The organism is Rhizobium sp. L51/94, assembly GCF_019355555.1.
Taxonomy (GTDB): Bacteria; Pseudomonadota; Alphaproteobacteria; order Rhizobiales; family Rhizobiaceae; genus Rhizobium; species Rhizobium rhododendri.
The window spans coordinates 2,004,994-2,025,901 of record NZ_CP072141.1 but is presented as its reverse complement, the minus strand read 5'-3'; the positions used below and the strand labels follow the sequence as shown (position 1 = coordinate 2,025,901).

19 protein-coding genes and 1 tRNA gene are annotated in these 20,908 nt (G+C 60.0%); 13 read left to right on the top strand and 7 right to left on the bottom strand.

The window, feature by feature from the left end; translation table 11 throughout:
• Window positions 1-54: 54 nt before the first annotated feature.
• From J5274_RS09885 to J5274_RS09865, 5 genes are all read right to left on the bottom strand, one after another.
• On the bottom strand, window positions 55-735 hold the full coding sequence (locus tag J5274_RS09885; RefSeq protein ID WP_142829786.1) for a hypothetical protein: 681 nt from the start codon (window positions 733-735) through the stop codon (window positions 55-57).
• Window positions 736-784: 49 nt separating this feature from the next.
• On the bottom strand, window positions 785-1,864 hold the full coding sequence (locus tag J5274_RS09880; RefSeq protein ID WP_111223089.1) for an IS630 family transposase: 1,080 nt from the start codon (window positions 1,862-1,864) through the stop codon (window positions 785-787).
• Window positions 1,865-2,524: 660 nt separating this feature from the next.
• Window positions 2,525-2,615: transfer RNA gene (locus tag J5274_RS09875), tRNA-Ser, on the bottom strand.
• 100 nt (window positions 2,616-2,715) lie between these two features.
• Window positions 2,716-3,519, bottom strand: coding sequence for an aldolase/citrate lyase family protein (locus J5274_RS09870; RefSeq protein ID WP_142829788.1), 804 nt, complete (start codon window positions 3,517-3,519; stop codon window positions 2,716-2,718).
• A 6-nt stretch (window positions 3,520-3,525) separates the two neighbouring features.
• On the bottom strand, window positions 3,526-4,743 hold the full coding sequence (locus J5274_RS09865) for an NAD(P)/FAD-dependent oxidoreductase (RefSeq protein WP_142829790.1): 1,218 nt from the start codon (window positions 4,741-4,743) through the stop codon (window positions 3,526-3,528).
• Window positions 4,744-5,044: 301 nt separating this feature from the next.
• Here J5274_RS09865 and J5274_RS09860 point away from each other — a divergent pair, with 301 nt between their 5' ends.
• The 9 genes from J5274_RS09860 (at window position 5,045) to J5274_RS09820 (ending at window position 14,609) form a co-directional block, all read left to right on the top strand.
• On the top strand, window positions 5,045-5,920 hold the full coding sequence (locus tag J5274_RS09860) for a MurR/RpiR family transcriptional regulator (protein WP_142829791.1): 876 nt from the start codon (window positions 5,045-5,047) through the stop codon (window positions 5,918-5,920).
• A 98-nt stretch (window positions 5,921-6,018) separates the two neighbouring features.
• Window positions 6,019-7,950 (top strand): 5-dehydro-2-deoxygluconokinase, encoded by a 1,932-nt coding sequence (gene iolC / locus J5274_RS09855; RefSeq protein ID WP_142829793.1) that lies wholly within the window; start codon window positions 6,019-6,021, stop codon window positions 7,948-7,950.
• Between the two features lie 39 nt (window positions 7,951-7,989).
• Complete coding sequence (gene iolD, locus J5274_RS09850) at window positions 7,990-9,840, top strand: 3D-(3,5/4)-trihydroxycyclohexane-1,2-dione acylhydrolase (decyclizing) (RefSeq protein WP_142829795.1); 1,851 nt, start codon at window positions 7,990-7,992, stop codon at window positions 9,838-9,840.
• Between the two features lie 36 nt (window positions 9,841-9,876).
• Window positions 9,877-10,794: a myo-inosose-2 dehydratase gene (iolE, locus tag J5274_RS09845; protein ID WP_142829797.1), complete on the top strand. Its 918-nt coding sequence runs from the start codon at window positions 9,877-9,879 to the stop codon at window positions 10,792-10,794.
• Window positions 10,795-10,837: 43 nt separating this feature from the next.
• Window positions 10,838-11,641 carry a 5-deoxy-glucuronate isomerase gene (gene iolB / locus J5274_RS09840; RefSeq protein ID WP_142829799.1) on the top strand — a complete coding sequence of 268 codons (804 nt, stop codon included), beginning with the start codon at window positions 10,838-10,840 and terminating at the stop codon, window positions 11,639-11,641.
• 184 nt (window positions 11,642-11,825) lie between these two features.
• Window positions 11,826-12,161 (top strand): hypothetical protein, encoded by a 336-nt coding sequence (locus J5274_RS09835; RefSeq protein ID WP_142829927.1) that lies wholly within the window; start codon window positions 11,826-11,828, stop codon window positions 12,159-12,161.
• Between the two features lie 328 nt (window positions 12,162-12,489).
• Window positions 12,490-12,891 carry a DUF2177 family protein gene (locus J5274_RS09830; protein WP_142829929.1) on the top strand — a complete coding sequence of 134 codons (402 nt, stop codon included), beginning with the start codon at window positions 12,490-12,492 and terminating at the stop codon, window positions 12,889-12,891.
• Between the two features lie 134 nt (window positions 12,892-13,025).
• Window positions 13,026-13,412: a PilZ domain-containing protein gene (locus J5274_RS09825; protein WP_111220378.1), complete on the top strand. Its 387-nt coding sequence runs from the start codon at window positions 13,026-13,028 to the stop codon at window positions 13,410-13,412.
• A gap of 84 nt (window positions 13,413-13,496) precedes the next feature.
• Entirely contained in the window at window positions 13,497-14,609 is a 1,113-nt protein-coding gene (locus J5274_RS09820) for a pyridoxal phosphate-dependent aminotransferase (RefSeq protein ID WP_142829801.1), read from the top strand.
• A 133-nt stretch (window positions 14,610-14,742) separates the two neighbouring features.
• Here J5274_RS09820 and J5274_RS09815 read toward each other — a convergent pair whose 3' ends face one another.
• Window positions 14,743-15,009 (bottom strand): sel1 repeat family protein, encoded by a 267-nt coding sequence (locus tag J5274_RS09815; RefSeq protein WP_111220376.1) that lies wholly within the window; start codon window positions 15,007-15,009, stop codon window positions 14,743-14,745.
• A gap of 395 nt (window positions 15,010-15,404) precedes the next feature.
• Here J5274_RS09815 and J5274_RS09810 point away from each other — a divergent pair, with 395 nt between their 5' ends.
• Together J5274_RS09810 and J5274_RS09805 are read left to right on the top strand one after the other, a co-directional pair.
• The gene (locus J5274_RS09810; RefSeq protein WP_142829803.1) at window positions 15,405-15,674 is read left to right on the top strand and encodes a hypothetical protein; all 270 of its coding nucleotides are present in this window, start codon (window positions 15,405-15,407) and stop codon (window positions 15,672-15,674) included.
• 116 nt (window positions 15,675-15,790) lie between these two features.
• Window positions 15,791-17,284 carry an AMP nucleosidase gene (locus tag J5274_RS09805; protein WP_219274581.1) on the top strand — a complete coding sequence of 498 codons (1,494 nt, stop codon included), beginning with the start codon at window positions 15,791-15,793 and terminating at the stop codon, window positions 17,282-17,284.
• A gap of 47 nt (window positions 17,285-17,331) precedes the next feature.
• Here the strand turns inward: J5274_RS09805 and J5274_RS09800 are convergent, their stop codons facing one another.
• Window positions 17,332-18,303 (bottom strand): lysylphosphatidylglycerol synthase domain-containing protein, encoded by a 972-nt coding sequence (locus tag J5274_RS09800; RefSeq protein WP_142829805.1) that lies wholly within the window; start codon window positions 18,301-18,303, stop codon window positions 17,332-17,334.
• An 89-nt stretch (window positions 18,304-18,392) separates the two neighbouring features.
• Here J5274_RS09800 and J5274_RS09795 point away from each other — a divergent pair, with 89 nt between their 5' ends.
• Together J5274_RS09795 and J5274_RS09790 are read left to right on the top strand one after the other, a co-directional pair.
• Window positions 18,393-19,412 (top strand): glycosyltransferase family 2 protein, encoded by a 1,020-nt coding sequence (locus J5274_RS09795; protein ID WP_142829806.1) that lies wholly within the window; start codon window positions 18,393-18,395, stop codon window positions 19,410-19,412.
• Window positions 19,405-20,901, top strand: coding sequence for a glycosyltransferase family 39 protein (locus J5274_RS09790; protein WP_142829808.1), 1,497 nt, complete (start codon window positions 19,405-19,407; stop codon window positions 20,899-20,901). The genes J5274_RS09795 and J5274_RS09790 overlap by 8 nt, the downstream gene beginning before the upstream one ends.
• Window positions 20,902-20,908: the final 7 nt, after the last annotated feature.

Sequence of the window (20,908 nt, the reverse complement as noted above, 5' to 3'; positions counted from 1 at the left end):
GAGGACGCTGGGTTTACCCGAAAGCCAGCGCGTGTTGTCTCCAAACTGACGAAATCAGTCATCAGAATTGAACCTGTCTAGAACGGCCCAAGGAATTTCCACATTGTTGGCGGGCGTGTACGGCATCGATACATCTCCCGTAATGTTGATCGCAGTTACACAGAAGCGCGTCGTGTGAGACCGACCAAAAACGTCTTCATAGTCGCATTGCCCAAAAACGAAGAGCCGCCTTTTACCTGTAGCGATGAGAAGCAAATCCGAGGCATAGTAGTCAATAGGATTGGCTTCAATAGACCCACCGTCTTGATGAAGATTAACTGTCGCAATGCGGGGTGGTAAGCTGCCCACAAAATCAAAGTCTCCTGGCAGATCATCGTCTCGCAACTCGTAGCCAACGCTGACACGAACTTTACGGGTAGGCGTAGCACCTCGATTGATCCAAGAAGGACGCATTCTCCAAAACAGGCCAGTTGGGGATGGATGCGATATGTAACGTATCCCCCCAGCGACCACATAAGCCCGCTCAGTGGTCTCAAGGGCGTGCTTAGCACTTTTGATCTGCTCCCGAGCTAGGATTATCGAAATAGCAATTCCCGCAGTTCCCAAAAGGCTAAGCATAAACTGCCACTTGCTCCACATCGACAAACTAACGGTCGCTGATGCCACGGTTTGCTGAGCGGTAAGATCGGCCTGCTGTCGGGCGGTAGTCTGCCGCTCCCTTTCCAGATCTTCCAAGGACGGCTTTGGCTGACTTACTATCCTTACCGGAAACCCCTCATTCTCACTAGTGGATGGAATCTAACGCTTGGTGCCCGCGTTTAACGGCGGCGATGATTTTGTCGGGATCGGCGGTCCAAGTGAAGGGCTTTGGCTTTTTGTTGTGCTCAACGAGGAAACGGTTGATGGCGGCCTGGAGATCGACGACGGAATGGAAAACGCCGCGTTTCAGACGCCGCTTCGACAGCCTGGCGAAGAAACCCTCCACCGCGTTGAGCCATGAGCTTGAAGTCGGAGTGAAGTGGAAGGTGAAACGCTCGTGACGGTCGAGCCAGGCTCTCACCTTGGGATGCTTGTGGGCAGCATAGTTGTCGAGGATGACGTGGACGGCCTTGTCGTCCGGCACCTGGGCGTTAATGGCGTTGAGGAAGCGGATGAACTCCTGATGACGATGACGCTGCATGTTGCGGCCGATGACGGTGCCGTCGAGCACGTTGAGGGCGGCAAACAGCGTGGTTGTGCCGTGCCGCTTGTAGTCGTGGGTCATGGTGCCGAGCCGACCCTTCTTCATCGGCAGGCCCGGCTGGGTGCGGTCGAGCGCCTGGATTTGGCTTTTCTCATCGACCGACAACACGACGGCGTGGGCTGGCGGATCAACATAGAGGCCGACAACGTCTCGCAGCTTGTCGACGAATTTCGGGTCGTTGGACAATTTGAACTGCCGCCACCGATGAGGTGCGAGGCCATGCGCTTTCCAGATACGCCTGACTGCGCTGGCGCTGATGCCGGCGGCCGTCGCCATCATGTCGGCCGTCCAGTGCGTCGTCTCGCCCGGCGGATCAGCCAGCGTCAGGGCCACCACACGCTCGGCGACATCGGGTCCGAGCCGCACAATACGCGACGGCCGCGTCTTGTCGCGCAGGAGACCCTCGACGCCTTCTGTGGCGAAGCGCTCTTGCCAGCGCCATACGCAGGTCTTCGATTTGCCGGTCTGGCGCATAATCTCGACAGTTCCGACGCCATCGGCACTCAGCAGGATGATCTCGGCCCGCCAGACGTGCTTTTGGGGCGCATTGCGATCCCTGGTCAAGGCCATCAGGCGTTGGTGATCTGTTGGCGAAACGGTGAACGATATTCCTGTGCGCATGCGCCAGACTCGCATGCCAACCCAGCAAATGGAATCCCATACAGGACTCTTATGTCAGGCGGTAACCACTAGCAGGCGTAGAAATCGTAAAGGTGCAAAGCATAACTGCGGCGATTAGGAAAAGGCCGCACGATTTCTTCATAATTACCGAAAGGGAAGAGATAAAGTATCTTAGCATTTGGAAATAGCTAATACATCTTGAGAAAACACACTAGGTCCAATCTCCACCCAGCGACTTTTACTTTTTACAAGATGTCTACATTCGACCACGGCAACCGACTGACCTTGACCCCGAATACTTAAGCCTCTCACGTCGATAGCCATTGATATCTGGAGCAAGAGGATAATTACACCAACGGGAATTTCATGGGAACCATTACAACCCTAGTTAAGATACGCCGCCTTGAAACTGAACTGTAGTTCTGCTCTATCTTCGTTGAGGTGTAGGCCTTCGGGAAATTGCGATTACCGCTGGGACCGCACTACTGAGTTCCGGTCTTTCGATTGGATGATTCCCAGTCCCGGACTAGATGATCGCAGTTGATATCGCCTGATTTGGCGATGGAACGAATATTTTGGCACAAGCGCTTGGCACAAATAATCTACAATTGTGGACGTAAGACGCTGTAATGATTAGATAAATCCGCACATTTGAAAGAATGGCGGAGAGGAAGGGATTCGAACCCTCGATACGCTTTTGACGTATACTCCCTTAGCAGGGGAGCGCCTTCGGCCACTCGGCCACCTCTCCGAGGCCGTGACTATTGGGCAAAGGCTCCAAAGGCAAGGTTTTTTTTCCAATGCCGTCAGAAAAGTGTCTTGCTGTGCGCTAAACCCCGGGAGTGCGAGGGCTAGTAGCCGCGTGGGCCGGCTTCGGCATTTTCCGGTTCCGGTCCGTAGCGTCGGCGAAGGCGCTGGAGTGCCGTGGAGAATTCGGTGACATCGGCGCCGACGGCCACAAAAGTGGCGCCGAGTTCCAGGTAGCGGCGGTTGAGGGTCTCGTTGAATGTCAGGATTCCGGCCGGTTTGCCCGCTTTGACGATGGTGGCTATGGCGGCCTCTATCGCGTCCTGCACCTCGGGCGCCTCGAGATTGCCCGGAAAGCCCAGGTCGGCAGCAAGGTCGGCAGGCCCTATAAAGATGCCATCGATGCCCTCGACACCGGCAATCCGCTCGAGGTCGGCAAGCGCCGCGCGGGTTTCGGCCTGGACGAGGAGGCAGATATCCTTGCCTGCATCGGCAACGTAGCCGGCAACGGTGTTGAACCGCGAGGCGCGGCCGATGCCGGCGCCCATGCCACGGATGCCGTCCGGCGGATAGCGGACAGCGCGAACGAGTTCTGCTGCCTGCTCGGCCGAATCGACCATCGGGATGAGCAGCGTGCGGGCGCCGATGTCGAGAAACTGCTTGATCATCCAGCTTGCCCCGGTCGGCAGGCGAACCACCGGTTCCGACGGCGAGGCCTGGAGGGCCTGCAACTGCGCCATTATACTGCGAAGATCGTTGGGGCCGTGCTCGCCGTCGAGGACCAGCCAGTCGAAACCGGCATGGCCGGCGATCTCGGCGGCATAGGCATCGGCCATCGCCACCCAGAGGCCGATCTGCGGGCGGCGCTCGCGCAGGGCGATCTTGAATGCATTGGGTGGCAGGGTCATCGTCACTTATCCGAGCAAGGTCTTGAGGTCGGTGCCGGCGTCGGCCAGCAGGTCGCGATCGGGCGTCTGGCCGGCGTCGATGAGCTTTTTGCCAGTGACATAGGCGCGGGCGTCATTGATCGCATCGACAGCAATCAACCGGCCGGCCTTGAAATACCAGACGGAAGCCGATCCTTCGCGGGCACCATGCCGTAGCACCGTATCGTCGTAGCCCTTGTTGAAGCCTGCGATCTGCAGCTTGACGTCATACTGATCGGACCAGAACCACGGTTTCGGCACATAGGGTTCGTTGCCACCGGCGATGATCGCGGCCGCAGCCTCTGCCTGGTCGACCGCATTCTGTACCGATTCGAGACGGATCAATTCGCCCTGCCAGCGCAGCGCGGCGCAGTCGCCGACGGCATAGATGCTGGGGTCGGAGGTGCGGACGTATTCGTCGACGACGATGCCGTTGGCAACCACAAGGCCGGCTTCCTTGGCAAGACGATCCAGCGGCGCGACGCCGATGCCGACGACGACGAAATCGACGTCGAGGGTGGAACCATCGGAGAGCTCTGCGGCAACGACACGGCCGTCCTTGCCCACCAGTCGCTTGAGGCCGGTCTTCTCGCGGATGACGACATCGTGGTCTGCGTGGATGACCCGCATAATGTCTGCGGTTTCCTTGGCGGCAACCCGCTGCAGGATGCGATCGGCCATCTCGATGACGGTGACTTCCAGCCCGCGATGACGGGCGACTGCCGCTGCTTCGAGACCGATATAACCGCCGCCTATTATAAGGACGCGGCGGCCCGCGCGCATTTCACCTGACAGGAGATCGGCGTCGCGCTTGTCCCGGGCGACATAGACGCCCTCGAGATCGCCGCCGATGGCAGCAGGAAGTCGGCGCGGGGTTGCGCCTGTCGCCAGCACCAGGGTTTCGTAGTCGAGCGCGCTGCCGTCCTGCATGACGACCTGCTTCTTGTCGCGATGGATTTGTTCGGCCCAGGTCGCACGACGGATGTCGATGTCGTGCTCGGCATACCAGTGCTCGTGACGGAACATCAGGCGATCGAAGCTGATCTCGCCGAGCAGGTATTTCTTCGTCAGCGGCGGGCGCTGGTACGGCAGCGATTCTTCCGCGCCGACCAGCGTGATCGGCCGCGTGTCATTGAGAGCCCTCAGCTTGGCAGCAACAGCAAAGCCGGCCTGCCCTGCTCCGACAATGACCAATCTACCCGTCACGCAAGCCCTCCAGAAATTGGGGACACGAAGCCGTAGCGGCCGCGCATCGCGCTTCAAAGGCAAGGCGTATCGCCTCGTCCCGAAAGCGTCAACCGCAGCGGTGCCCATCAAGCGTCATACCGGACGATTTGGAACATCTGGATCGTTTTGCTGCGAGTCTGGCGTTTGTGAAATGCCAGAGGATTGCAACAATCGGCAAGCAATTCAGTCACTTGAATTGCCTGTGGCGGAAATCGGCAGATGCGGTATCATTGCAGATGGAATATATGTTCCGAAAACCGGGAAAAACGAAAGCCGTGGAATGAGTGAGGACGTGACGATACCGGCGAAGGTGCCGCGCGATTTCGAAAGCCTGCGCAGCACGATCATCGAGCGCAAGGCGTCCATGCCGAAACGGCTGGCGCAGGTTGCGGTCTTTGCCCTCAACAACCCCGATGAAATCGCGTTTGGCACGACGGCCAGCATCGCCACGGCGTCCGACGTCCAGCCCTCGACGCTGGTGCGGCTGGCCCGCCATCTCGGCTATGAAGGCTTTTCCGATCTGCAGAGCATTTTCCGCGAACGGCTGCGCGACCGGACAATCAGCTACGAGGAGCGGCTGATCTCGCTGGAGGAGGCGCGCGTAGAAGATGAGAACGCGGCGATCCTTGCCGGGTTTATTTCCTCTGCCACCCAGTCGATCAACCGGCTGGCGGCAACCGTGCAGACGGACACCTTCGCGACGTCGGTCGAAATCCTTGCGGCAGCAGAAACCATCTACCTGATCGCCAAGCGACGCTCCTACCCGCTGACGGCACACATGACCTATGCGTTTTCCAAGCTGAACATCCGCCACCAGATCGTTGCCTCGCCGAACGGGGTCGATACGGAGCTTGTACAGTTCGCCACGCCGCGCGATGCAGCCATTGCCGCCAGTTTTTCGCCCTATGCGGCAGAAAGCCTGGTGCAAAGCCAACTGCTGGTCGACCGCGGCGTACCACTCATTGCCATCACCGATTCGGCATTCTCGCCGCTCGCCGCCTGCGCCACCCACTGGTTCGAAGTGGCAGAATCGGATTTTGCCGGCTTTCGTTCGTTATCGGCGTCCATGGCATTGATCATGGCTTTCCCCGTCGCCATCGCGGAGCAGCGCAGAAAGTGGGCCATGGCAAAATCCGGAAAACATAAAATGGAATAAACATTCCGAATTGACAAAATTACGGAACCGATGTTTCATTATCGGTGCACGGCGTTGGCAACGGGAGATGCCGGCGGAAATCTTGACGGAGGATATCAATGGCAAATCTCAACAACGGCGCGCGGCCGGAGCCGACGCTCGACGTCATCGCCATCGGCCGTTCTTCTGTCGATCTCTATGGCCAGCAGATCGGTTCCAGGCTCGAAGACATCGCGTCCTTCGCCAAATCCGTTGGCGGCTGCCCGGCCAACATCGCAATCGGCACGGCCAGGCTTGGGCTGAAATCAGGGTTGATCACGCGCGTTGGCGACGAGCAGATGGGACGCTTCATCCGCGGGCAATCGGCCCGCGAGGGTGTCGCTACCGATGGCATCGTCACCGACAAGCAGCGGCTGACAGCGCTGGTGCTGCTGGCGGTAGAGGCTGAAGGCGTCTCGCCGATGATCTTCTACCGCTCAGATTGCGCCGACATGGCGCTGACGGAAGACGATGTCGACGAAGACTTCATCGTTTCATCGGGTGCAGTGCTTGTGTCCGGCACGCATTTTTCTCAACCCAACACCGAGGCAGCCCAGCGCAAGGCGATCCGCGTCGCCAAGGCGCATGGCCGCAAGGTGGTCTTCGATATCGACTACAGGCCCAATCTCTGGGGCCTTGCCGGCCATGCCGAAGGTTTCGAGCGCTACGTGAAATCCGACCGCGTCACGGCCAAGATGAAGCAGACGCTCCCTGACTGCGACCTGATCGTCGGCACCGAGGAGGAGATCCTCATCGCGTCCGGCGCCGATGACGTGCTCGGCGCATTGAAGACGATCCGCGAACTCAGCGCTGCCACCATCGTTCTAAAACGCGGCGCGATGGGCTGCATCGTCTATGATGGCGCAATTTCCGAAGACCTCGAAGCTGGCATCGTCGGCGACGGTTTTCCAATCGAGGTTTACAATGTGCTCGGCGCCGGCGATGCCTTCATGTCCGGCTTTCTGCGGGGCTGGCTGAAGAACGAGCCTCTCAAGACCTGCGCCACCTGGGCCAATGCCTGCGGTGCCTTCGCCGTATCGCGGCTGCTCTGCTCGCCGGAATATCCGACCTGGGCCGAACTCGACAGCTTCCTTAAACACGGCAGCCGGCGGCGCGCACTGCGCAAGGACGAAGACCTCAACCACATCCACTGGGCAACAACCCGCAAAGGTCACATCCCGCTGCTGATGGCGCTGGCCATCGATCACCGCTCGCAGCTGGTCAGCGTCGCCGACGAACTCGGCGTCCCCTACGAGCAAATCAATGCCTTCAAGCGGCTGGCGGTTTCGGCAGCGGCGCGAGTTGCCGACGGACGGCCGGGCTACGGCATGCTGATCGACGAACGTTTTGGGCGCGACGCCTTCTTCGATGCTGCCACCAAAAACTTCTCATGGATTGGCCGGCCGGTCGAATTGCCCGGGTCAAAGCCACTGCGATTCGAATTTAGCCAGGATATCGGCTCGCAACTCGTGGAATGGCCTGTCGACCATTGCATCAAGTGCCTTTGCTTCTATCATCCGGACGATCCGGCGGAGTTGAAGGCCGAGCAGCAGGAGAAGCTGCGCACGTTGTTCGACGCGGCGCGAAAGGTCGGTCGCGAATTGCTGGTCGAGATTATCGCCGGCAAGAACGGACCGCTCGACGACAACACGATCTCGACGGCGATGCAGGAGCTCTATGACCTCGGCATAAAGCCGGACTGGTGGAAGCTGGAGCCGCAGGCGTCGCGTGCCGCCTGGAAGAACATCGAGGCGGTGGTGACCGGCAACGATCCGCTCTGCCGCGGCATCGTGCTTTTGGGACTGGAGGCGCCAGCCGAGGAACTGCTGAAAGGTTTCGAGGCGACGCTCGCAGCACCGTCGGTCAAGGGCTTTGCCGTCGGCCGGACGATCTTTGCCGAAGCGGCGCGCAACTGGCTTGCTGGCGAGATCGACGACGAGGCGGCGATTGCCGACATGGCCGGCCGTTTCCGGCATCTGACCGAGGCCTGGCTTAAGACGCGCGGGCTGTAGACCCGCGGACTGGAAAAGAAGAAAACTGGGAGGCGCCCGATGGGCAAGACGATCCGTTTGACGATGGCGCAGGCTGTCGCGCAGTTCCTGACGAAGCAGATGACCGTCATCGACGGCCAGAAGGTGCAGATCTTCGGCGGCGTATGGGCGATCTTCGGGCACGGCAATGTCGCCGGACTTGGCGAAGCGCTCTACCAGATCCGGGACGAATTGCCGGTCTACCGTGCCCACAACGAACAGGGCATGGCGCATGCGGCGATTGCCTACGCCAAGACCAGCGTTCGCCAGCGCTTCATGGCCTGCACGACCTCGATCGGCCCCGGCGCACTCAACATGGTGACGGCGGCAGGCGTGGCCCATGTCAACCGCATACCCGTATTGTTCCTCCCCGGCGACGTGTTTGCCAACCGTGCTCCGGACCCGGTGCTGCAGCAGATCGAGGATTTCGGCGATGGCACGGTTTCCGCCAACGACGCGTTCCGCCCGGTCTCTCGCTATTTCGACAGGATTACCCGGCCGGAGCAGATCATCTCGGCCCTGAAGCGCGCCATGCAGGTACTGACCGATCCGCAGGACTGCGGTCCGGTGACGCTGGCACTTTGCCAGGATGTCCAGGCAGAAGCCTTCGACTATCCCGTGAGCCTTTTCGAGGAGCACGTCTGGACGCAGCGCCGGCCACGGCCGGATGCCGACGAACTCGCCAACGCCATTGCCCTCATCCGCAAAGCGGAGAAGCCCGTCATCATCGCCGGCGGCGGTGTCCTCTACTCGCAGGCGACCGCCGAGCTGACTTCATTCGCGGAAACCCACAGCATTCCTGTCGTCGTCACCCAGGCCGGAAAATCTGCGATCAACGAGAGCCATGCGATGTCGCTCGGCTCTGTCGGTGTCACCGGTACGTCTGCGGCCAATGCGATTGCAGAGGATGCCGACCTGATCATTGCCGTCGGCACCCGATGCCAGGATTTCACCACCGGCTCCTGGGCGCTGTTCAAGAACGACGCGCTTTCGATGGTGGGATTGAACATCGCAGCCTTCGATGCTGCCAAGCATGATTCCCACGCGCTGGTTGCCGATGCGCGCGAGGGGCTAAAGGCTCTGTCTGCCGGGCTTGCCGGATGGAAAGCCCCTGCAGCGCTCGCCGAGAGAGCAGCGCTTGAAAAGACACGCTGGATGGAGGCTGCCACCAAGGCGATGGCGACGACAAACGCCACCCTCCCCTCCGACGCGCAGGTTATCGGCGCGGTGGCCCGCACGATCGGCGGCGAAAACAGCATCGTGCTCTGCGCTGCCGGCGGTCTGCCGGGCGAACTTCACAAGCTCTGGCCGGCGACGGTGCCGGGCAGCTACCACATGGAATACGGATTTTCGTGCATGGGTTACGAGCTCGCTGGCGGGCTCGGCGCCAAGCTGGCGCGGCCGGACAAGGAGGTCGTCGTCATGGTCGGCGACGGTTCCTACATGATGCTGAATTCCGAGATCGCCACGTCCGTCATGCTCGGCATGAAGCTAACCGTCGTGCTGCTCGACAACCGGGGCTATGGCTGCATCAACCGGCTGCAGATGGCCACCGGCGGTGCCAACTTCAACAACCTCCTGAAGGACTCCTATCACGAGGTGATGCCGGCCATCGATTTCCGCGCTCATGCGGAAAGCATGGGTGCCATCGCCGTGAAGGTGTCGTCCATCACTGAGCTCGAGCAGGCGATAGAAGCCTCCCGGACGAACGACCGGACGTCTGTCTTCGTCATCGATACCGATGCGCTGGTTACCACCGAGGAAGGTGGCCACTGGTGGGATGTAGCCGTTCCCGAGGTGAGTTTGCGCCCGGAAGTCAACGAGGCCCATAAGAACTACGTCGCCAAGCGGGCCGCCCAGCGGATCGGATAGCGGACAATCGCCGGATCACATCTTGAGGAGAGCATGATGAAAGCCAAACTCGGCATGTCGCCCATCGCCTGGTGGAACGACGATCTACCGGAACTGAGCGACGACGTATCACTGGAGGAATGCCTCAGGCAGTCCCGCAGTGCAGGATTTACCGGCATGGAAAAGGGCCGCCGCTTTCCGGACAATCCGGCCGTGATGCTGCCGATCCTTCGGGCTGCCGACGTCACGCTCTGCGGCGGCTGGTTCTCGGGCACGCTTGTCGACGAGGAGCTTGCCGCCAACAAGGATCGCATCGCGCCGATGATCGAGTTGTTCAAGGCAGTCGATGCGCCCTGCATTGTCTATGGCGAAGTCGGCCGTTCCATCCAGGGCGACCGCTCCAGGCCGCTGGCCACCAAGCCACGCCTGTCCGACGACGAAATGAAGGCCTATGCACATCGTTTGACCGAGTTTGGGGAATGGTGCGCCGACAAGGGCATGCCGCTGTCCTACCACCACCACATGGCGGCCGTGGTCGAGACCGAGGCTGAACTGGACGCATTCATGCGGCATTCCGGCGAAGGCATTCCGCTGCTGCTCGATGCAGGCCATTTGGCCTTTGCCGGTGGAGACGTGCTGCGCGCCATCGACAACCACCACGGTCGGATCAACCACGTCCACGTCAAGGATATCCGCAAGCCTGTGGTCGACGGACTTGATCGCAGCCGGCAGTCGTTTCTCGATGCGGTGGCACTCGGCGCCTTCACGGTGCCGGGCGACGGCTCGCTCGATTTCGGAGCCATCGTCAAGCGGCTTGCCGACTACGGATACGAGGGCTGGTTCGTGGTCGAAGCCGAGCAGGATCCGCGCAAGGCGCCGCCGCAACGGATGGCTGAAATTGGTCACGCCGAACTGATGCGCGTCATGACATTGGCCGGCTATACGGTTGAGACGCAGGGTTTTCCGAAGGGATGAAACGGCTGTCGTTCCTTCGCCAGTGTTTACAGGAGATCTCAAAATGACGAAGTCCCACCTGCATGTCAGCCCCAGCGGGACCACTGGCAAAGTCCATCACGTGACCCCGGAAACAGCCGGCTGGACCTATGTCGGCTTTGACCTGTACCGCCTGAAGACGGGTGAGAGCGCGGCGGGTGATACGGGTGAGCGGGAGGTCTGCCTTGTCTGGGTCAGTGGAAAAGGCCGGGCGACAGCCGGAGATGTGGATTTCGGGCTGCTGGGCGAACGGATGAGCCCATTCGACGGCGCTCCGCATGCGCTTTACATCCCGGCCGGGTCCAGCTGGTCCGTCACCGCGGAAACAGATCTCGAACTGGCCGTCTGCTCGGCACCCGGTGGCGGCGATCACCCGGCGCGCGCCATTCCGCCCGGCACGCATCCGGCGCTGACGCGAGGCCAGGGGACGAATGTTCGATACGTCAACAACATTATGCCGGAAGACGATGGTGCCGCCCACTCGCTGCTCGTCGTCGAGGTGATCACGCCCGGCGGCCATACCTCTTCCTACCCACCGCACAAGCACGACCAGGACGATCTGCCAAACGAGAGCTATCTCGAGGAAACCTACTATCATCGCCTTAACCCGCCGCAGGGCTTTGCCTTCCAGCGTGTCTATACCGACGACCGGTCGCTCGACGAGGTGATGGCTGTGGAAGATGGCGACGTGACGATGGTGCCGAAGGGCTATCACCCATGCGCAGCCTGCCACGGCTACGATCTCTATTATTTGAATGTCATGGCGGGGCCGAAACGGGTGTGGAAGTTCTACAATGCCCCGGAACATGCCTGGCTGGTAAAGGCCTGAGAGTAGCGGATACGGAGAGAGGGCGCCGGGGGCGTATATCCCGGCCCGAGAATGCCCAGGCAACGAGCATTTGCGGCTTATTTGCACACATGCTTTGTTTTTTAAGGAGTCTCTTAAATCTTCATCAAGCGAAGCGTTCTATTCTGACATCATTCAACCAGCGGAGGGCAACATGCCCCTTCAGATGCACCTCATGACGAACACTGACCAGCAGCCCGCGCTTCAGGAATTCGTTGTCGATAGACCCGGCAAAATCATCTTCGTGGGCCATCATCTCAGCACGAGCGTACAAACGGACTGCATGATCAAGATCATGTCGCAATCCGGCGCCACGCTCGAGGTGGGCACCGGCCACGATCTGCCCAATCACTTTTTCCTCGAGATCCTCGGCATTCGCGACGAGATCGGCTGCACCCTCGTCAAACGTGAGGGTTCGCGGGTCATCGTCAGCTTCAACATGCTGATCAATGCCGAGTTTCTACATCATGTCTTGCGTTTGAACTTCGAGGTCGGCGTCTAGGACGTGAAAGCGGCTCACCTGCGTGCGTCTCGACCCGACGGCCCGAATCAAAGAAGCGCGGGGCCGCCGCCCCGCGCTTCTCCTTCCCCTGATGACATAGCAGCAGCCACTCGGCGCTAGGCTTTGCCGACCGGGAAATCGGTCACTGAATTTTACGCCTGACTTCTGCAGCATTCCGTCAGGGCGGACCTTACGCCCGAAGAATCCGTGCAATATCGTCCCACATACAACGCCCAATTGCCCACACGGTTCGAATATCATTTGACGAAAGGTAATCCGACCGTCGCCGAACGGCGTAGGACTTTTTGAAAAAGGAGCTCGACCCATGATCAAGACAGCGCTTACCGCCTACGCAGGTTGTCTCGTGACGCTGCTTGTTCTCGATGCCGCTTGGCTCGGGCTTGTGGCGCGCACCTTCTATCGCGACCAGTTAGGCGACCTGATGCTGCCTCAGCCGAATTTCGGGATCGCAGCACTTTTCTACCTGTTTTTCACCGTTGCCGTCGTCATGCTCGCAGTGATGCCTGCGGTTGGTGCCGGTTCGTTGACGCGGGCTCTGCTGTTTGGCGCCGTGCTTGGCCTTGCAGCTTACGGGACCTACGATATCACCAACCTTTCGACGTTGAAGAACTGGCCCGTCATGGTCAGCGTCGTCGACATGGCCTGGGGTACCGTTGTCACGGCTGCCACCGCGGGCGGCGGATATGCGGTCGCGCGGTATTTCTCCTGAAATCGACTCATCTGGCAGCTAAATGTCAGATTACTAAAATGCCATCCATATGATTGACGAATGCGCAAAGCCTTCGTGCGACGCTTGTGTCTTAAACCGAGATGATTTCGGTAAGCCACCGTCCGGGGAATAACATGCTTCGCTCAACGCATCTGGCGTCCGTCAAATCCGAGGTCTACGAGCGGAGCTTCGAGCGCTTTTTCGTCCAGCGGCCGGCACGACTTATCGCCGTCAAACCCTGCCTTACCGGGGTCTCGATGCGCAGTGCCGAGATCATCGATATCTCGCAGGGCGGCGCGACCTTCCTTGTCGGCAGCACTGCGGGCCTGCCGCAACATTACTACCTCAACATCCTCGGTCTCGCCTATCGCATCGGCTGCGCCGAGACCTACCGGCATGGCGACCGGATCGGCGTCCGGTTCATCAACTTCCTGACGCCCGAGACATTGAGGCTGGTGGTACGTGCCGACTTCATGATCGGCAACCGCGAAGCCAATGCCGCAAGGTCCATGCGTCGCTGACGCCAGCCGCCTCGTCTCTTGAAACCCGGCAACAAGCGCTTATGGTGCGGGCGACTGCAATCGCTTCGCCGGGAAATCACCAGCATGCCTGTCTTTTCGCGTTTTACACCGCTCACCAGCGCCCTGCCCTCGACCGTGCCGTTTGTCGGGCCGGAAGCGCTGGAGCGGCAGCGCGGCGTCGCTGTCAAGGCCCGGATCGGCGCCAATGAAAGCGGCTTCGGTCCTTCGCCGCGGGTGATCGAGGCGATGCGCCGGGAAGCTGGCGAGATCTGGAAGTATAACGACCCGGAAAATTTCGACCTCAAGGCGGCGCTGGCAACGCATCTCGGGATAAATTCCGCCAACATTGCCATAGGCGAAGGTGTCGATTCGCTGCTCGGGTTGATCGTCCGGATGATCGTTTCCGCCAACACGCCGGTGGTGACGTCCCATGGCGGCTATCCGACTTTCAACTTCCACGTCGCCGGTTTCGGCGGTCGGCTCGTCACCGTCCCGTATCTCGACGACCGTGAGAACCTTGAGGGACTGCTCGATGCAGTCCGGCGGGAGAATGCACCGCTGGTCTATCTTGCCAACCCCGACAATCCGATGGGAAGCTGGTGGGATCAGGAAAGCGTCATCGCCTTCGCAAGGGCCTTGCCGGAGACCTGCATGCTGGTGTTAGACGAGGCCTACAGCGAGACTGCGCCGGCGTCGTCGTTGCCACCGATCGCGTCCCTCATCGACATGCCCAATGTCCTGCGTACCCGCACCTTCTCCAAGGCCTACGGGCTTGCCGGCGCGCGGGTCGGCTATGCGATCGGCGTTCCCGAAACCGTGGCAGCGTTTGACAAGCTGCGCAATCACTTCGGCATGAACCGGCTGGCAACCGTCGGGGCGCTAACCGCGCTGGACGATCAGGGCTATCTTAAAGAGGTCATCGGCAAGATCCACGACGCCCGGGAACGGATCGCCATGATCGCGCGCGACAACGACGTTATGCCGCTGGCATCGGCCACCAACTTCGTTGCCATCGACTGTGGGCGCGATGCGGTCTACGCGAAGGCCGTTGTCGATGGGCTGCTCGATCACGGCGTGTTTATCCGGATGCCCGGCGTGGCGCCGCTCAACCGGTGTGTCCGCGTCAGCGCCGGACAGAAAGCCGATCTCGACCTTTTCGAACAGGCCCTGCCGCAGGTCCTTCAGACGCTCCGGTAATCATCGCGCCAAAAACCGCGCCGGCCTTGTCCCGGCCGGTCGCGGTCGCGCTGTTGCGTCTGCCTTTTGACATTGACGCTCCCCCTCTTTGCGAGGTTATTGTTCTTGGTAATGATCGTCTGAGGACGTTGCCTCAGTGCATGGTCATCCACTCGCGAGCGGAGCGAAGGGCTGCTGCCAGTTGCATCTTCGTTAGCGTGGCAGCGACGTCGGCGCGAAGCTCGGCGGCGCGGTCGCAGCCCTTGATGGCAGCGATGTTCAGCCACTTGTGGGCCGAGATCAGGTCGATGTCGCAACCGCGGCCGGTTGCGTACATCAGGCCCATTTCGCAAAAGATATCGGCATTTTTTTCGCCACCCATGGTGGCCATTTCAGACGTCGTCATTTCAAAGCGTGCCATCGGTTCGGTCCCTGTTTCAGCCTGTTAGTGCAATCCCTGTTTTCCGTTGGGCCTTTGCCGTCTAACGCAGCTTGGTGGCCTTCCGGGTGGCGGGTTTTCCCCGCTCGTTTGATGATTTGAGTATCGCATAAGGACTTCAAAAAGCGCTTAAAATGCTTGCTTAATTTGATGCAAACAAAGTGCAAATGCTTGGTAAACTTGGGATTTTGTTAAACATCGCAGGCCTTGCGAATTAAGGACTTTGCCTGGCATTTTACGAAAAATTAGGATCTGCAAATCAACCCTTTGCTAACCCTGAATCGAGCCGCGGTTGTTGGCGCGTGATTTTTCCCGGCTCGTATTTGCCTGAATTCACCGTCTTGGCGATGCGAATTGAGGCCGACCCGGCAAGCTGAATGCCGGATGAACCGCCGTATCAGCCGCCGTTCAGACGAACCGTGGCAGAAAGGCGTCAGGATCAAGGGCGATCCGTTCCAACAACGGGGGAAATGGACATGGCAATTCTGGCGCGGCGCTTCACCATCATCACTTTGGTTTCCGCAGTTTTCGCCATCAGCTTTTCGGCAGCCGTCCTGCACAGCGGGGGCAGCGGTTCGCAATCGCACTTCGGCGCAAACTTCACCTGCCTGCAATCGACAAGCTCTTATTGCTCGACGGTACAGTAAAGGGTCGCGGGCTGGCATCTTCCCGGAGCCGCAGATGGGGAAAAAAATCCTGCGGAAATCCCGGCTGCCACTGTTGCCGTCATTTGCTTGTTGGAGACAGCACTCTATAATGGCGCATGAGCAACAAATTCTCTCCGCTGGACGTATCCTCACCCGAACCCTTCGCGCCCGTTACCTTTGACGATCCGGTCAAAGCTGTCGATGCTCTGACCGAGCTCTACGACAGGAACACGGCCTTCTTGATCGGCAAATTCGCCGAACTTGCCGAGGGGGAGCCAATCTCTGCTCGCTTCCGGGCCTTCTATCCGCAGGTGAGCATCGAGACTACCAGCTTCGGACATGTCGATTCGCGGCTGTCCTACGGTCACGTCACCGCGCCCGGCATCTACACCACCACGATCACCAGGCCCGTGCTTTTCCGGCATTATCTGACGGAGCAGCTGGCGCTTTTGATGCGCAGCCACAACGTACCGATTGTCGTGTCCGAATCGACGACGCCGATCCCGTTGCATTTCGCTATCGGCGAAGGAGCGCACGTAGAGGCATCGGCGGCGACATTTGCCGACATTCCGATGCGCGATCTTTTCGATACGCCGGATCTGAACACGACCGACGACGAGATCGCCAATGGCGAATATATACCGCCTCCGGGCCAGCCCTCGCCGCTGGCACCGTTCACCGCCCAGCGCATCGACTATTCGCTGGCGCGGCTCGCTCACTACACGGCGACCAGCGCGGCCCATTTCCAGAATTTCGTGCTGTTCACCAACTATCAGTTCTACATCGACGAGTTCTGCACCTGGGCACGTGACCTGATGGCCAAGGGCGGCGAAGGCTATACAGCTTTCGTCGAACCGGGAAATATCATCACCAACGCCGGATCGAGCTCGCCGGATACTGATATCGCTTCGCCGCGACTACCGCAGATGCCGGCCTACCATCTGAAGAAGAAGGGCCATGCCGGGATCACCATGATCAACATCGGCGTCGGCCCCTCCAACGCGAAGACGATCACCGACCACGTCGCAGTGCTTCGACCGCATGCCTGGCTGATGCTCGGCCATTGTGCCGGCCTGCGCAACAGCCAGAGGCTCGGAGACTACGTGCTTGCCCATGCCTACATGCGTGAAGACCATGTGCTCGACGACGACCTGCCCGTCTGGGTGCCGATCCCGGCGCTGGCCGAGGTGCAGGTGGCGCTGGAGGCAGCGGTGGCCGAGATTACCGGCTACGAGGGTTTCGAGCTGAAGCGGATCATGCGCACCGGCACGGTCGGCACCATCGACAACCGCAACTGGGAACTGCGCGACCAGGCAGGGCCGGTCAAGCGCCTATCGCAGGCCCGCGCCATCGCCCTCGACATGGAATCGGCAACGATTGCGGCCAACGGATTTCGCTTCCGCGTGCCCTACGGCACGTTGCTCTGCGTCTCGGACAAGCCGCTGCATGGCGAACTGAAGCTACCGGGAATGGCGACCGCCTTCTATCGGACGCAGGTCAACCAGCATCTGCAGATCGGCATCCGCGCCATCCAGAAGCTCGCTGCCATGCCGCCAGAAGCGCTGCATTCACGCAAGCTACGCAGCTTTTTCGAGACGGCGTTCCAGTAGGAACACACGCACCGCCCTCTTGCCAACGCGGTGAGAGAGCGGTGGCATCAGGCCGACTTTTGGACCCGGCCTTTCGACATCGCCAGTCCCAGCGCCGTACCGATGAGTGCGGAAACGATCACCAGTAAATGGCCGTTGATGCTTGCCTGCGCCAGCGTGGTGAGCGACGCCGTGTCGGAGGGGGCACCGAAGGCCAGCGCACCGGCGGTAATGCCCGCCGGATAGGTGCCGACGCCGCCCGGCGCGTGCACCGGCAGCACGGATGAAAGCTCACCACCGAGAGCGCCGCCAAAACTCGCCGCTAGCGGGACGACCTGCATAAGGCCGAGTGCCCAGGCGAGCACGAGTACCTTGACCAGCCAGTTGACGATGGTCATCAGCCAGGCCCGTGCAAAAGCGGATGCGTTTATGGGCAGTCCCCTTTCGATCTCGAGGACGACGGACTGCGCCTTTGCAGGCAGCGCCTCCGCGGCGAACCGGACCAGCGGGCGGCGCACGGCAAAGGCTGCGACCGGCAAGAGCAGAAAACAGCACCAGAGCAACCAGGCAACGGCTTTATGCGGTGATGTTACGGCGAGGCCCATGCCGGCGGCGGCGAGTAGCGCGTGGAGGTCGAGCAACCGCATGACCAGCAACGCCGCGGTGCTGCGGACCAGTGGAATGCCGAATTCCGAGCGCATCAAAAGCGGAAAGCTGGTTTCGCCGGTGCGGAACGGCATCATGATGTTGAGCAAGTTGTGGATCTGCGTGACTCGGAAAAGGGCTGAGAAGTGACCCTTCGTCTCGACGGGAAAATAGTCGTAGATACGCCACGTCCGCAGGAAGTAGGTGCCGGTCAGCAATGCGAGGGCGACGACGATCGGCAAGACGCCAACTTTTGCCCATTCTGCAAGGATGACGCTCCAGCCCCAGAACCATTCTATGAAGGCCGCGTAGAGCAAGACGACGCCCAGGGTCAGCAGCGTCATCCGGTTTCGAATAAACCAGGATTGTCGGGTGGCAACCATTGGACTCTTCATGTAGGAAAGCACCCGTGTGAGCTCTGGCTGACGGCACGAACTTTGCTCGCCCGGCCACCGATCATAGCGGCTTTTAGGAGAAAGTAGCGTTGCAGACAACGGCAGAGTCTAATCGGCTTCACGCGGATACCGTCAATCCAGTCGAGCTTTCGCTGGTCGTGCCTGTTTTCAACGAGGAAGACAGTGTCGGCCCGCTGATCGAGCGTATCACCCAGTCGATGGCCATTTTCCCCGGTCGCTGGGAACTGATCCTGATCGATGACGGCAGCACGGATGCGACGCTGGTAAACGCCCGGAGCTATCTGGGCCAGGAAGGCCTGATCCTGCGACTTGTCGAACTGCAGCGGAATTTCGGCCAGACGGCGGCGATGCAGGCCGGCATCGACGCGGCCACCGGCCGCCTGATCGCGACGATGGACGGCGACCTGCAGAACGATCCGAAAGACATTCCTGCCATGGTCGCCGAACTGGAACGCCGCGATCTCGATCTTCTCGTCGGCTGGCGCAAGGATCGCCAGGACGGACTGCTTTTGCGCAAGATCCCGTCATGGTGCGCCAATTACCTGATCGGCCGGACGACGGGCGTCAAGATACACGACTATGGCTGCAGCCTGAAGATCTACCGGGCTGCGATCATCAAGCAGGTCAAGCTGATGGGCGAGATGCACCGCTTCATCCCGGCCTGGGTCGCCAGCGTGGTGCCGAGTTCGCGGATCGGCGAAATGGTCGTCAGCCACCATGCCCGCGCCCATGGCAAGTCGAAATACGGCATATCGCGGACGTTCCGGGTCATCCTCGACCTTCTTTCAGTGATGTTCTTCATGCGCTACAAGGCCCGTCCCGGCCATTTCTTCGGGTCGCTCGGCCTCGGCTTCGGCGCGCTGGCGCTTGTCATCATGGCCTATCTGTTCGTCGACAAATTCATCATGGGCAACGATATCGGCACCCGGCCGATGCTGATGGTCGGCGTCGTGCTGCTGTTGGCCTCCGTGCAGATGGTCACGACCGGCATTCTGGCCGAGATGATTGCCCGCAACTATTACCGCGACGACACGTCGCCGAACTACATCGTCCGGACGATCTTCGATCGGGATCATCCCCATGCATAGGCTGCTGGTCCGCAAGCCAGATGCCGTGATCCTCCTTCTGGCAGCCTACTTCTGCCTCGAGTTTGTCGTCCGCATGCTCATGCCGCACAGCATGCGCTACGACGAATCGCAGCAGGCATTCTTTTCGCAATGGCTGACGCTCGGCTACGATTCGCAACCACCGCTGTATAACTGGCTGCAGACAGCGTTCGTTTCGGTCTTCGGCCTGTCGCTGGCGATCATTTCCGTCGTCAAGAACCTCGTGCTGTTTCTGATCTACGTGACCTATTACAAGCTTGCCCGCCTGGTCCTGGCCGACAAGCTGTTTGCAGTGATCGCCACCCTGTCGCTGCTGACCATTCCGCAGCTTTTCTGGGAAGCTCAGCGCGATCTCACCCATACGGTCGCCCAGATGGTGACCATCAACCTGTTTCTCTACGGCGTCATCCGGACGCTGAAGACGCCGTCCTGGACCGGATACCTGATCACCGGCGTGGCACTTGGCCTCGGCATGCTGTCGAAATACAATTTTGCGCTGCTGGCCGCCGCCACCGTCGTTGCCGTGTTACTGCACCCGCAAGGCCGCGCCCGGATTTTCGACAAGCGGTTTCTTGTGACTGTGCTGATAGCACTGATCATCTTCCTGCCGCACGGCCTGTGGCTGCTCCACAATTTCGATCTGGCCTCCGGTCGCACGCTCGGGATCATGGAGCAGGACGCGCCGAAGAGCCATTGGGCGAAACTCGTCCAGGGACCGCTCGAGTTTTTCAAGCTCGCCATCGTCATCTGCCTGCCGACCGCTATCGTCTACGCTCTGGTGTTCGGGAAAGCCCTGTTTGCCAGCCTGAAGATGTCGAACGAATGGACGCGTTTCCTTGCGACAATCTTCGTTGCCATAGCGATTCTGGTGCTGGTTCTGATTTTCGGCATCGGCATGACTGCAATGCGCGACCGATGGCTGCTGCCGTTTCTATTCCTGCTGCCGATCTACCTTTGCCTGAAGATGGAAATTGCCGGGCTGCGTGCCGAAGATTTTGCCAAGCGTTTCGTTTACATTCCGATTGCACTTATGCTGCTCATCCCGACGGCCCTGCTGACCCGCGTGACCGTGCCGGGCCTGTTCGGCTCTTATGAAGCCTACAATGTTCCCTATGCCGATTTTGCCAGCCAGATTGTCAGCACAGAAGCCAAGAAGCCGGGGCTGGTGATGACGGACGACTGGCTTCCGGCCGGCAACCTCAAGCTCCAGTTTGCTGGCGTGCCCGTCATGTCGCGGTTTTTCGGCAACCTCACGCTGCCCTATCAGTGGACGGCGGAGAGGCCGGTGCTGCTCGTCTGGCTGCCGAAAAAGGGTCGTGATGCCATGCCACCCGTTCTTGCCGAATGGGTAAGCACCTCGCTCGGACCGCAATATGTAAACGCGGTCGTTCGCCAGGCGGATGTCGGCTATATCCACGGCAAGCCCGGTGACACGGCACATTTTGCCTATGCGTGGATCTATCCGCAGTAACGACTGC